We start from the raw sequence: 13,401 nt of genomic DNA, 5'->3' as shown, positions 1-13,401 counted from the left end.
TTAATTCTATTATATCGAACTATCAGTTTTTTGCAATTAAATCGTTACCAATTTTAACAATTTTTTCTTTTTTTATAACATTATTTGCAAATTTTCGATTTTCAGCGAGCAAGGGAAAAAGTTCGTAAGATTTGTGGCTGAGCGGCAAGGAGACAACTCGCTCCGTGAAACATCGTCCGCCCTGTTGTATAAACATCATCTACTAATAAAATTTTCTGATTTTTTAATGTTTCTGGCAAAGCAGCTAGCTCAAATGGCTGGGGCATTAACAGGCGTTCTTGACGATTTTTTTCTGCTTGCGCGGGTAAATGTTTTTTTCTTTTCAATAAGGGCTGAGTAGGAATATTAGCAGCTTGTAAAAAAGCTAAAACTTGATTAAATCTTCTTTGGCGATAACGCTTTTCTGATAGTGGTAAATAGGCAATTAAATAACCAGCTTTTAAATAAGGCTGCAAAGACTTCCTGACTTCTTTGTTAAAAGTCGTGCGCAAGCGATAATCGCCCGCAATTTTATATTGATGAATCCAATTTTTGAAGGCTTCATCATAACAAAATAGGGCTTGATGATGAAAATCATAATCTGGATAACACCGCTGCCAAGTTAAGCAGTCCTGACAATACTTTTCTTCACCAGCTAATAATTGCTTTTGACAGCCTACACAAGCATTGCTGGTTTCTACAAAACGAAATTGTTGCAAGCAAGCGGAGCATAGCTCTTCTTCAATACTGGCAATAGGCAGAAAAATTTCTTTTAAAGTTAAGGAGCGCGTAATTGTTTTTTGACAGTAACTGCATTTCATAAAAATCCCTTCTTGCTTCCTCGTTGGTTCATTTCGCGAATTTCACGACAAGCTTGACGAATGGCGGCGGTCATTTCATCATAGACATAATAGACCTCTCCACAAGCTTTACTACCAGTACGGTCCACCCGACCAGCAATTTGAATCAAAGCTTTTTTCGTATAAACACGATGATTGGCGCCTAAAACAATCACGGAAATCTTTTCAAAAGTTACTCCCCGTTCAAGAATGGTGGTACAAAGTAATAGTTGATATTCCTGTTGTCGCATTTTCAAGATAATCGCTTCTCTAGTTGATGTTTCCGCTGAAACGGCTGTCAAGTCAACTTCTGCTAGTTGTTGCTGGAGCTGTTTAGTCAATTTTGTCATTAAATCAATACTTGGGCAAAACAGCAAAATATGACTCTTCTTTAATAATTGTTGAATTAGCTTGATTAACGGTTTTAATTTTTTTCCTTGTAAACTTTTACGTTGCCACTGATTCCACCAAAATAATTTAGGTTCTGGCAACGGCCGCCCGTGATAGCGAACAGGAATTTTATGAACGACAAAATCAGTAGGTAGCTCCTTAAAAAACTGTTTAGTTGGCGTGGCAGTTAAATAAATCACCGACGCCAAAGGTTTTACCACATTTTTGGCAGCGTAAGCTAAACGCTCATCAACATCAAAAGGAAAAGCATCAATCTCATCAATAATCAAAACATCAAACGCTTGATAAAAATGTAACAACTGATGGGTGGTGCAAATCAAGAAATTCGTTTCACGATAAGCCCCTTGCGTTTCTCCGTATAAAAGTAAAAGGTCAACATCAGGGAAAACAGCCTGAAAACGCGGCAATAATTCGCGACAAACATCAATTCGCGGACTCGCAATCGCCACCCGCTTACCAGCTCGTAAAGCTTGCAAAAGACCAGCAAATAGCATTTCTGTCTTGCCAGCGCCAGTAACAGCCCACAATAATAAATTTTTATGTTCTTGAATGGCTTTCACAACTAAACGAGAAGCTTGTTGCTGCGCTTGCGTTAACTGTCCTCGCCATTTAAAAGTAATTTCTTGCCTTTTTAAAGACTGAAAACGCTCTGAAATCAAAGCATCGCGACTAGTAATCCGTCCAAATTGAATACAACCTGGGCAATAATAGTTTTTATTAGGTAGCATCACTTCTTGACAAAGATAGCGACGATTACAGCGCTGACAGCAAATATATTTGCCTGATTTTTTCATAGCGACTTGATAAAACAAATTTTTATTTTCTTGATATTGCTGTTTTTTAGCAACAACTTTTCTGCGACCTGCTAGCTCACTCATCTCCTCACCTCATATTAAACTACGCAAAAAAACCTCCAGCTTACGCCAGAGGTTAACATTTTTTTAATTTTTAGCCGATTAATTCTAAAGCTTGTTGTAAAACTTTTTCACCGTTCATCATGCCGTAATCTGCCATATTAATAACATCTAACGGAATGCCTTTTGGTGCTAAACGTTTTTCAAAATCGCCTTTCATAAAGCGAACTTGAGGGCCTAATAATAGCACATCAACTGGTTTATTAGCGATATGGTTATCGGCATCTGATGCTGATACAGCAAAAATATCTGTTTCAAGTCCTTGAGCGTCAGCGGCTTTCTGCATTTTTGTTACTAATAAACTAGTACTCATACCTGCTGAGCAGACTAGCATAATTGTTTTTTTAGACATATTGATTACCCCTATTCATTTTTATTTAGTTATTTTCATTTCTACCTTAATTATAACGTACTTGTTATAGATGTCAACGCTTTCCTTTTCAACTTTTAGATTGCTTTATTCCTTAATAAATTAGCAGAAAAATAACAACTATTTTACTTTTTTTGCCAATTTTTCTGCTTAGCCAGCAACAGCCTGCAACTTAAAGCTTTCAAGAAATTAAAATTCTTGTTTGACAAAGTTCCTTTTTCTTTATATCATCTATGTTGAAGCTTAGCATTTGGATTAGTAGCAATTTAATGGTTGTTAGAGAATTTGCCCATTGGCTGAAAGGCAAATAGCCCGCTATTTTGTGAACCTACCAGAGAAGATTACTGTGAAAACAGTACGCTTTTTCAGCGTTAACGAAATTAAGAGAATCTTAACTGTTTAAGATTAATTAAGGTGGTACCACGGAAACTCACTGTTTCGTCCTTTTGTGACGAAGCAGTTTTTTTATTTTCATTTAAAGAAATTTATTTACAGGAGGCTTTATTACAAGATGTCAAATTTACAAAAAGAAGATTTTTCAAAATGGTATTTACAAACCATTCAAAAAGCTGATTTAATGGCTTATTCCCCTGTTCGCGGCTGTATCATTTTCAAACCAGATGGCTATGAATTATGGGAAAGAATTCAAGGAGAATTTAATAAATTTTTACAAAAAGAAGGCATTCGCAATGCTTACTTTCCTTTATTAATTCCCCAAAGTTTCTTTTTAAAAGAAGAAGAACACATTGAAGGCTTTGCCCCTGAACTTCCTTGGGTAACTGAAGTCGGCAACGAAAAATTAGAAGAACCACTAGCGCTACGACCAACTTCTGAAACTATGATTGGTTCGGCTTTTAGCGATTGGATTAACTCTTATCGTGATTTACCTTATGAAATTAACCAATGGGCCAATGTTTTTCGCTGGGAAAAGAAAACTTTACCTTTCCTAAGAACTTCAGAATTTTTATGGCAAGAAGGTCATACCGCTCATGAAAATGAAGCCGATGCTCGCAAACGAACTATGAGTGTTTTAGAAGCATACGCGGATATGATTGAAAACTTCTTAGCCATTCCCGTTTACCGCGGTCAAAAAACACCATCTGAGCGTTTTGCGGGAGCTGTTGACACTTATTCAGTAGAAGCAATGATGCGCGATGGTAAAGCCGTACAAGCAGGTACTTCTCACTATTTAGGTACAAAATTTGCGGAAGCCTTTGATATTAAATATTTAACCAAAGAAAACAAACATGAATATACTCATACAACTTCATGGGGAGTTTCAACCCGTTTAATCGGTTCATTAATTATGGCTCATGGCGACGAGCAAGGCTTAGTTTTCCCACCTGCGATTGCGCCAACCCAAGTTGTCCTACTACCAATGGGTCCTTGGAAGAAAAATCCAGCAGTTATGGAAAAATTAACAGCCGTCGCTGAAGAATTAAAAGCCAAAAACATTCGTGTTAAAATTGATGATTCTGCTAACTCACCAGGTTTCAAATTTAACGAATGGGAACTGCGAGGTATCCCATTACGAGTAGAATGCGGACCAAAAGATTTAGAAAACAATCAAGTAATGGTTAAAATGCGAGATTTAGCCGATAAAGAAGCGGTTAGCTTAGAAAACTTAATTGCTTATGTCGAAGAACAATTAACAATCATGCAAACGCGCTTATTAACTTCTGCTCAAAAACGCAACGCTGAAAATGAATATTTTGATATTGAAACGTTAGATGATTTAAAAGCTCATATTGAAGCGAAAAAAACCGCTAACGAAATCCCAGGCTTTGTTTTAATCGGTTGGGACGGCTCTGAAGAAACCGAAGCCAAAATCAAAGAAGAAACAGGTTTCACGACCCGAAATATTCCATTTAATCCACCAATGGAAAAAACTGTCGACATCGTCAGCGGCAAACCAGCCAAACACACCGTCTGGATCGCCAGAGCCTATTAATAGAAAAGCGAAGTGGCTTGTCTTGCACCCGAGCAAAGTACATAAAAAAATTATAGCGGTGTTTTGTACCGCGAATTTATTTATCACTTTGCCGAGTGGTGCAAAGCCACGTAGCTAGATCATCAGAAAAGCGGAGAAACTTGGTCTGCACCCGAGTAAAGTGCAAGAATAAATGATAGTGGCGTTTTGTTGCTACGAATTTCTTCTTCACTTTATCGAGTGGTGCAAAGTTTCGCAGCTAGATTATTAGAAAATTCAAGCGGCTTGTCTTGCACCCTACGGTAAAATTTTGTAACTACCTTAATAAGATAATATTTATTCTAGCTAAGCTGAATTTTTTCAGTTTAGCTAGAATTTTTTAGTTTTAGCAGATTTTTGGTATAATGAAGATAATATTGTTAGCCCTAACGAAAGGAACATTCCATGATTGATAGCTATTTTACGATTAAAGAAAATCACACTGCTGAAATTGAAATAAAAAAATCGCGTTTTATTTGTTCTTTAAAACGGGTAACTACCGAAGAAGAAGCCAAAGCTTTTATTCAAGAAATCAAAAAAGAACACTGGAAAGCTTCTCATAATTGTAATACTTTTATAATTGGTGAACATAGCGAAATTCAGCGCAGCAGCGATGACGGCGAGCCAAGTGGCACAGCCGGTGTTCCTATGCTAGAAGTTTTGAAAAAAAATCAACTGATCAATGTTGTGGCTGTTGTTACTCGCTATTTTGGTGGCACAAAGCTAGGCGCTGGCGGTTTAATTCGTGCTTATTCACAAGCCGTGGCTCACGCGATTCAAGAAGTCGGCATTGTGGAAGGTAAATTGCAGAAAGAAATGACCGTAACTATCCCCTACCCGCTGTTAGGTAAAGTTCAAAATTTTATTGAAAATCAAGAAATTAACTTAGTAACAACAAATTTTTCCGAAAATGTAAGTTTAATTTGCTTGGTTGACGAAACAGCTCTCGCTGATTTTCAAGAAAAGCTGATTGATTTATTAAATAATCAAGTCACTTTTACAGAAGGCAACACCCAATATGCAGAAACTTTAGTTGTAAAAAAATAAATGATTACAAAAGACTATGCAGTTCTAGCTAGTACTAGAATTGCATAGTCTTTTCTTTTTTTAAATATTTTTATATCATTAAGCATTCATTATCTTAATAATTTTGAGAAAATCAAAAATAAGAAAAATATACATTAGTTATTGAAAATCAATATTATTGAATTATAATAACAAATCAAGTATTCTTTGAATGAACGGAGGAATATTTTATGTTAAAACGTGCCTTTATTGAAAAGCCTTATGACATCATGAATGATATCTTGCTTTTCTTATATAACAATGATGGTTGCGGTTCAAAAACAGAGTTAACAAAGATTTTTAATATTAGTATGAATACTTTAAATGAATATATTATTCTATTAAACAGCTTCATAAGAGAACAAAACTTTCAAAATGATTTAGTTATTACTGCCGATAGTGATAAGCTGACTTTTTCTAAATCAGCAGATTTTTCAATTAATCGTTGTCATCTTTTCTTTTTGAAAAAATCAATTAAATATCAAATTCTACGGGAACTATTTGAAAATGCTAAAATTGATAGCGAGACTTTTCAAAAACAACACAGCATCAGCCCAGCTACTTATTATCGTAAAATTAGTGAACTTAATGAGCTACTAAGTGTCTTTGATTTAAGTATTAAAAGAAATCAAATCGTTGGTGATGAACCGCAGATTCGCTATTTTTTCTTTTCAGTCTTTTGGGCTGTTGATGAAAATACCCCACCAGAAGCTTATCCTTTGCATGACTATAGCGAATTTTATAGAAATCTTGAAAAGATTTTACAAACGCAGCTGGATAGTTCAGAATGTTATCAACAATCTTTGTGGCTAGATATCGCTGTTAAACGCATGGTTTGTCAAAAACAATTTGTTTTTCCCGCAAACTATGAAAAAATGGACCGTCCGCTTTTATCGGAAATTACAAAAGCTTTTGAAGATTCTTGGTTAAATGAAGATACGAATCACCACGAGCAAATGATGTTTTACGACTTCTTTGTTTCGATGCGGAATTACTCGCCAGTTTCTTCTTTTGCAGTACGGCTGACGAAAGCTCACGAAAAAAATCAAACAACGTTAAATCAAATTAATCAGAGTGTTTTTCAATATTTAATTGATAAAAATTATATTTCTGAAAATATAACTGAAGTCCGTCAAAATTATATTGAAAATCTCTTATTTCAAATTCATGCTAAAAATTACTATTTTAAAGGTTTTATTTTAAGCACCGACAGTTGGGGTATTGATAAATTACTTCAGCAAATGCAAACTTCCTTTACCCGTAAAGATGTTACTGATTTAATGGAGTTTTGCCAACTATTTTTCAATCGATTACCTTATAAAAATGGTTTCAATGATTTACAAGCAGAATTTAACTACACGACTCTTTTTTATCAGTTGACCGAAGTCAATCAACGACAAGTAACAATTGCTGTCTATCACTCGCAAAATACCTATTTACGCGGCTTAACGATGCAGTTTATCCAAACCGCCTTAGGCACGAAATACAGCTGCGAAATTGTTCCTTATGAAGAGAACAACAATTATGATATTTTATTAACTAATCGCGAAATTGATACGAAACAGTCCATGATTAATTATATCTACACCTATACAGATTGCACGAATGCTTACGATATTAAACAAATCGAAAAAATTATTCAGTCTTTCTTCGCCTTGAAAAAATATTTAGATACTGAAAATTAAAACAAAAAAACTGATGACCGCTTCTAAAAAAAGAGGTCATCAGTTTTTGTCATTTTTCTAAATAAAATTCAAAGCGATTGCCAACATATTGGGTTCGCACATATTCAAAAGGCTCGCCATTTTGTAAATAAGAAACTTGTCGCAAACGTAAAACCGCATCGCCTCTTTTAATATCTAAATAATCAGCAATTTGTTCAGAAGCTAACATCGCTGAAACGGTTTGATTGGCATTTCCGATTTTATAACCGCCTTTATTTTCTAAGGCTCGATAAAAAGAGTCGCTAATTTCTTTTTTACTAAAATTTTGAACTAAATGACTAGGAATACTGGCTATCTCAAAACAAATCGGTAGGCCGTCCGCATAACGAATCCGTTCCATACGAATAATGCTTTCATTTTCCGCCAGCTGCAACCTTTTCATTTCGCTAGAGCTTGGTGTTGTTGTAAAATAAGAAACTGTTTTGCTTGAAGGAACTCGATTTTGAGCTTCCATGATTTCAGTAAAACTAGTGGTGCCACTCATTTTTTCCTGCACTTTTTCTCGGGCTACATAGGTTCCAGAACCAATTTTTCTCTCTAAAATTCCTTCATCAGCCAAAGTTTGAATCGCTTGTCGCAAAGTCATGCGACTCACCCCAAAGCGGACAGATAGCTCACGTTCTGAAGGCAGACGATCGCCAATTTTCCAAACACCAGCTTCTATTTCTTCTTTCACTTTATCGTGAATTTGTATATAGATTGGTAAACTTGTTGCCATCGCTTTTTCCCCCTACCTTTTCATTTTATTCACTCATTTTTATAATATTTAAACTTATTGTAAAGTTAATAACCATAATTAATTATAACTGGTCTACACCAAATTAACAAGGCTTTGTTAGTCTTCTACCATTAACCAAAGAAATTGGTTTAGATAAAAAAGCATGAATGCGCTATTGGTAAAATAGCTAGCATTCATGCTTTTATTTTTTAAACCTTTTGTTTTTCTTCTTCTAACATCTTATTAGCGGTCGCTAACATTAAACGAATCCGGTTTAACTGGTTAACAACAGAAACACCTGGATCGTAATCAATCGCTGCAATGTTAGCTTTTGGATATTGGTGACGTAATTCTTTGACTACCCCTTTACCTACAACATGGTTTGGTAAACAGCCAAAAGGTTGCATACAAACAATATTATTAACGCCCTCTTTCAGCAACTCAATCATTTCACCTGTTAAGAACCATCCTTCACCGGTGTGATTCCCAATTGATAAAATTTTACTAGCGTCTTCAGCTAAATCATAAATTGAAGCAATGCCGTCAAAGCGTTGTGAATTTCTTAACGCTTTATCCATTGGTTTTTCAACCATTTCAATTAAGCGAATTGCAAATTGTGCGATAATTTTGCTTTGTTTAGACATTCCCATATTATCGTATTTCCAAATTTGGTTGTATAAAGAATAGTTCATAAAGCCAACAATATCAGGTACTACGGCTTCTGCCCCTTCTTCTTCTAATAAACGCACAATGTCATTATTAGCAGTTGGCGCATATTTCACTAAAATTTCCCCTACTACCCCAACTCTTGGTTTCTTTTCATCAGAAATTGGAATCGTGTCGAAATCTTTAACAATTTTCTTCATATTACTATTAAATTGAGTTAAAGAGCCGTTACGGACATTTTTTTCAACTCTCTTAATCCATTCGCTATGCAAAGCATCAACAGCACCTTTTTCTAACTCATAAGGACGTGTGCGATAAACCACCCGTTCAAAGAGATCCCCATAAAGAAAAGCTACCGCGACTTTTTTCATTAACGGAATTGTTAATTTGAAACCGGGATTTGATTCTACCCCCTTGTTCCCCATTGAAATGGAAACGACCGGAACTTGTGGGAAACCAGCATCATTTAAGGCTTTTCGCAATAATGGAATATAGTTAGTCGCCCGACAGCCACCACCAGTTTGCGTCATCATCACGCTGGTATTATTAACATCATACTCACCACTTTGCAAAGCTTCCACCAATTGACCAATGGAAATAATCGCTGGGTAACAAGAATCATTATTCACATATTTCAAACCAACATTGACCGCTTCACGATCGTCAGCTGGTAAACAAACCACATTATACCCAGAAGATTCCAAAGCCACATCAACTAAACCAGTTTGGTGAATTGGGCTTAACATTGGCAATAATAAAGTATGTGTTTTCTTCATTTCTTTTGTAAAGACAATTTTTTCAGGCTCTTCAAAACGTCTAGTTGGTACAAATTTCATTTTTTCCCGTTCGTTAACGGCTGCTTTCAATGAACGCAGACGAATTCTTACCGCCCCTAAGTTAGAACCTTCATCAATTTTCAATACTGTATAAATTTTACCATATTGATTCATAATTTCTTCTACTTGGTCGGTAGTTACAGCATCTAAACCACAACCAAAAGAATTTAATTGAACTAGCTCTAAGTTTTGTGATTTAGCAACCACACGAGCTGCTGCATATAGGCGTGAATGGTAAACCCACTGATTCACTACCCGTAGGCCACCAACATCGCCTAAATGGGAAATGCTGTCTTCTGTCAATACGTGGAACCCTTCTTGCGTGATGACATCAGCGATACCGTGATTAATTTCTGGATCCAAATGATAAGGCCGGCCAGAAAGAACTACACCGCGTTCGCCTTTCATATTTAACATTCGTAAAGTTTCTTCCCCTTTTTCACGAATATCATTTTTGAAAGCATCAAGTTCTTCATAAGCGTGTTTGACAGCCGCGGCTACTTCATCTTTGGTAATCCCTAAATCCGCAAAGGTTTCACTTAAAACTTTAACCATAGCTTCTTCATTGGCTAAATTGACAAAAGGATTGCGATAATCAACTTTTCCTTCACGAATATCATCCACATTATTACGAATTACATCTGGGTAACTTTGAACGATTGGACAGTTAAAATGATTATCTGCTTTATCAGATTCTTCTCGTTCAAAAACAACACCGGGATAAAAAATCATATCGACTTCATCTTCAATTAAAGTTTGAATATGACCGTGAGTGATTTTCGCTGGATAACAAGCAGTATCACTAGGAATTGTGTCCATCCCTTTTTCATAAACATCTTTATTAGAACGGGGTGAAAGTTGCACACGGAAACCTAAATCGGTAAAGAAAGTATGCCATAAAGGATAATTTTCATAGAGATTTAAAACCCGTGGAATGCCCACGGTTCCCCGTTTAGCATCTTTTTTCCGTAAAGAACGGTATTTAAATAAACGTTTATATTTATAATCAATTAAATTAACTTTACGTTCTTCTTTAGTAACTTTAATGCGGGCACCACGTTCACAACGATTCCCTGTGACAAAACGACGACCATCAGAGAAAATTGTCACTGTCATCATACAGTTATTTTCACATAAACCACAGTGGGTAAATTCTTTTTCAGAAGTGAAATTTGTTAACTCTTCAGATGATAATAAAGTTGTTTCTTCACCAATTTCATAATTTTCTAAAGCAATCAAGGCTGCCCCGAAAGCGCCCATTAATCCGGCAATTGATGGCCGCACTACTTCACGACCACTAATTTTTTCAAAAGCTCGTAAAACAGCTTCGTTATAGAAAGTTCCCCCTTGGCAGACGATTTTTTCGCCAAGTTCTTCAGGACGACGGATTTTGATTACTTTATAAATGGCATTTTTGATAACTGAATAAGATAACCCCGCTGAAATATCACCAACAGAAGCCCCTTCTTTTTGCACTTGTTTTACTTTTGAGTTCATAAATACCGTACAACGCGAACCTAAGTCTACTGGTTTTTGTGATTTCAAAGCTTCTAAGGCAAAGTTTTTAACATCATAATTTAAAGATTTTGCAAAAGTTTCGATAAACGAACCACAACCTGATGAACAAGCTTCGTTTAACTGAATGGAAGATAAGGCACCATCTTTAATAGTCATGGCCTTCATATCTTGACCACCAATATCCAAAATAAAATCTACGCCTGGTTGAAAGAAATTAGATGCTTTGTAATGAGCCATCGTTTCTACTTCACCAAGGTCAATTTTTAAAGCATTTTTGATTAAGTGTTCCCCGTAACCAGTCACACAAGCTTTACCAATGAAAACATCTTCAGGTAATCGTTGATATAACTCTTGTAAAACTTCCATCGTTGTTTCAAGGGGCTGCCCTTGGTTATTGCCATAATGGCTAAACATTAAGCGCCCTTCTTCATCGATTAAAATAACTTTTGTTGTCGTTGAGCCTGCATCAATTCCTAAGAAAGCCACACCATGATGGCTAGCTAAATCTTTTTCAGGAGCTTGCGCTTGCGCGTGTCTGTGACGAAAAGCCGTTAAATCTTCTTCATCGGAAAATAAAGGCTCTAAGGTATCACTAGGACTTAATTGTTCTTGATTACCATTCACTAAGCGATCTAATAAAGCCGCTAAAGTTGTCGTTTCATTACCATCAGAATAAATAGCCGCCCCCATCGCTACAAACAGCTGTGGGTTTTCTGGAAAAATTACATCTTCCGGTTGTACATCTAACGTTTCAATAAAACGCTGACGCAACTCTGACATAAAATAAAGCGGGCCACCTAAAAAGGCGATTTTCCCTTTAATTTTACGACCAGCTGCTAAACCAGCAATTGTTTGATTAACTACCGCTTGAAAAATACTGGCAGCAATATCTTCTTTAGCTGCCCCTTCATTAATTAAGGGTTGCACATCCGTTTTAGCAAACACCCCACAACGAGAAGCAATCGGATAAATTGTTTGATAGTTTTTCGCTAATTCATTTACACCATTGGCATCAGTTTTTAATAAAACCGCCATTTGGTCGATAAAGGCGCCAGTACCGCCAGCACAACTACCATTCATTCGCTGTTCTAAAGCACCTTCAAAGAAAGTGATTTTGGCATCTTCCCCACCTAACTCAATAGCGACATCTGTTTCAGGAATAATTTCTTCCACAGTTTTCGTACAAGCAATTACTTCTTGAACAAAAGGAATCTCTAAAACATCAGCTAAGCCCATGCCCCCTGAACCAGTAATCGACATGGTTATCTCTTGATTGTGAATAATTTCCTGAGCTTCTTGCAAAACTTTTTCAGTCGCAGTTTTCACATCAGAAAAATGTCTTTCATATTTTGAGAAAATCGTTTCATTTGTTTCATTCAAAATTACTAATTTTACAGTAGTTGAACCTACGTCAATCCCTGCTCGTAAAGTCATTTGTTCACCTATTTTCTTATTTTCAAAGTTGTTTTCATAATTAACGACAAAAACAGTTAATCACTTTGGAAAGAAACACTTACGTCATTTCCAAACTTAAAAGCGACAAACTGTTGATTATCCTACAAAGTATTTGTTATACTAATATTGTCTATTTTAGTGATACTTCGACTATTTTTCAACAATCAATTTACCTTTCGTTGTATGTTAAACAACAAAACAGACTAATTTGTCGGAAAAAGGAGCTTTTTTATGGCAAAAAAAAACGATTTACGCGTCAAAAGAACGCAAAAAATGATCGTGGAAGCTTTTATTCGTTTGGTTAACGAAAAAGGTTATGATAATCTAACCATTCAAGATATCGCCGATGAAGCGATGATTAACCGAGCAACTTTTTATGCCCATTTTAAAGATAAACCTGATTTATATGATCATATTTTTAATTTTGCATTAACAGCTTTCACTTCCGTTTTAAATCCTGAACAACTGGTACAAGGTAACCGCATTAAAGTTAAAAATATTGAATTTGTTTTAACTAAAATTTATACAGAAATTCAAAAGAATAAAAATTTCTTCTTAATGATTATGGATACCTCTTCCAACGAGCGCTTACGACAACGTTTAGCAGAAATTCTTTACGACACTTATGATGATTTATTCCAGAAACTACGGATCACTGAAAATGATATTGAAGTGCCGATTGATTTTATTGTGGAATATATGACTTCCATCTTCACTGGTACTTTGCATTGGTGGTTAACAAGCGAGACGGAAATGTCCGCTAATCATTTAGCCCGCTTAGTGATTAAATTAATTGGTAATGGGCATTTGACCGTTTTAGGCATCGAAATCGAGAAATAAAAAGGCTCTTTGTCAACTGGTGTTGGTGAAGAGAAAATCCAATAGAATAATTTGATTTTTGCAGTCAAGCAGCTTTCATTGCTTGACTGCTTTTTTC

General features: G+C 35.8%; 9 protein-coding genes and 1 other annotated feature. Of the genes, 4 read left to right on the top strand and 5 right to left on the bottom strand.

The annotated features are described in order from the left end of the window. Nucleotides 1–101: 101 nt before the first annotated feature. The 3 genes from M2139_RS08355 to M2139_RS08345 all read right to left on the bottom strand — a co-directional run bounded on the left by M2139_RS08355 (nt 102) and on the right by M2139_RS08345 (nt 2,495). Nucleotides 102–800, bottom strand: a complete 699-nt coding sequence (locus tag M2139_RS08355; protein ID WP_280738421.1) for a ComF family protein — start codon at nt 798–800, stop codon at nt 102–104. Continuing rightward, nucleotides 797–2,107, bottom strand: a complete 1,311-nt coding sequence (locus M2139_RS08350; RefSeq protein WP_280738422.1) for a DEAD/DEAH box helicase — start codon at nt 2,105–2,107, stop codon at nt 797–799. The genes M2139_RS08355 and M2139_RS08350 overlap by 4 nt, the downstream gene beginning before the upstream one ends. A 70-nt stretch (nt 2,108–2,177) precedes the next feature. Next, nucleotides 2,178–2,495 carry a PTS sugar transporter subunit IIB gene (locus M2139_RS08345; RefSeq protein WP_280738423.1) on the bottom strand — a complete coding sequence of 106 codons (318 nt, stop codon included), beginning with the start codon at nt 2,493–2,495 and terminating at the stop codon, nt 2,178–2,180. Between the two features lie 254 nt (nt 2,496–2,749). Then, nucleotides 2,750–2,962, top strand: a binding site (T-box leader). 62 nt (nt 2,963–3,024) lie between these two features. Between M2139_RS08345 and proS the strand changes: the two genes are divergently transcribed. The 3 genes from proS (at nt 3,025) to M2139_RS08330 (ending at nt 7,232) form a co-directional block, all read left to right on the top strand. Further along, on the top strand, nt 3,025–4,464 hold the full coding sequence (gene proS, locus M2139_RS08340) for a proline--tRNA ligase (protein ID WP_280738424.1): 1,440 nt from the start codon (nt 3,025–3,027) through the stop codon (nt 4,462–4,464). A gap of 423 nt (nt 4,465–4,887) precedes the next feature. Continuing rightward, nucleotides 4,888–5,529 (top strand): YigZ family protein, encoded by a 642-nt coding sequence (locus M2139_RS08335; protein WP_280738425.1) that lies wholly within the window; start codon nt 4,888–4,890, stop codon nt 5,527–5,529. A 209-nt stretch (nt 5,530–5,738) separates the two neighbouring features. Continuing rightward, a complete protein-coding gene (locus tag M2139_RS08330) occupies nt 5,739–7,232 on the top strand; it encodes a helix-turn-helix domain-containing protein (protein ID WP_280738426.1) in 1,494 nt (497 codons plus the stop codon). Nucleotides 7,233–7,281: 49 nt separating this feature from the next. Here M2139_RS08330 and M2139_RS08325 read toward each other — a convergent pair whose 3' ends face one another. Next, nucleotides 7,282–7,989, bottom strand: a complete 708-nt coding sequence (locus M2139_RS08325) for a GntR family transcriptional regulator (RefSeq protein WP_280738427.1) — start codon at nt 7,987–7,989, stop codon at nt 7,282–7,284. A 209-nt stretch (nt 7,990–8,198) separates the two neighbouring features. Continuing rightward, nucleotides 8,199–12,443 carry a 2-hydroxyacyl-CoA dehydratase gene (locus M2139_RS08320; RefSeq protein WP_280738428.1) on the bottom strand — a complete coding sequence of 1,415 codons (4,245 nt, stop codon included), beginning with the start codon at nt 12,441–12,443 and terminating at the stop codon, nt 8,199–8,201. A 252-nt stretch (nt 12,444–12,695) separates the two neighbouring features. On the opposite strand from M2139_RS08320, the gene M2139_RS08315 reads away from it, so the two are divergent. Beyond that, nucleotides 12,696–13,304 (top strand): TetR/AcrR family transcriptional regulator, encoded by a 609-nt coding sequence (locus tag M2139_RS08315; protein WP_280738429.1) that lies wholly within the window; start codon nt 12,696–12,698, stop codon nt 13,302–13,304. Nucleotides 13,305–13,401: the final 97 nt, after the last annotated feature.

Source organism: Enterococcus sp. PF1-24 (assembly GCF_029893325.1).
Lineage (GTDB): Bacteria > Bacillota > Bacilli > Lactobacillales > Enterococcaceae > HY326.
Note: the sequence above shows the minus strand (reverse complement) of the source record. Positions and strands in the feature narration are given on the sequence as shown.

What these genes read in the sequence shown, in the direction of transcription:
- M2139_RS08315 (WP_280738429.1), top strand. Translation starts at nt 12,696, where the DNA reads ATGGCAAAAAAAAACGATTTACGCGTCAAAAGAACGCAAAAAATGATC.
- M2139_RS08325 (WP_280738427.1), bottom strand. Translation starts at nt 7,989, where the DNA reads ATGGCAACAAGTTTACCAATCTATATACAAATTCACGATAAAGTGAAA.
- M2139_RS08345 (WP_280738423.1), bottom strand. Translation starts at nt 2,495, where the DNA reads ATGTCTAAAAAAACAATTATGCTAGTCTGCTCAGCAGGTATGAGTACT.
- M2139_RS08320 (WP_280738428.1), bottom strand. Translation starts at nt 12,443, where the DNA reads ATGACTTTACGAGCAGGGATTGACGTAGGTTCAACTACTGTAAAATTA.
- M2139_RS08330 (WP_280738426.1), top strand. Translation starts at nt 5,739, where the DNA reads ATGTTAAAACGTGCCTTTATTGAAAAGCCTTATGACATCATGAATGAT.
- M2139_RS08335 (WP_280738425.1), top strand. Translation starts at nt 4,888, where the DNA reads ATGATTGATAGCTATTTTACGATTAAAGAAAATCACACTGCTGAAATT.
- M2139_RS08350 (WP_280738422.1), bottom strand. Translation starts at nt 2,107, where the DNA reads ATGAGTGAGCTAGCAGGTCGCAGAAAAGTTGTTGCTAAAAAACAGCAA.
- M2139_RS08355 (WP_280738421.1), bottom strand. Translation starts at nt 800, where the DNA reads ATGAAATGCAGTTACTGTCAAAAAACAATTACGCGCTCCTTAACTTTA.
- proS (WP_280738424.1), top strand. Translation starts at nt 3,025, where the DNA reads ATGTCAAATTTACAAAAAGAAGATTTTTCAAAATGGTATTTACAAACC.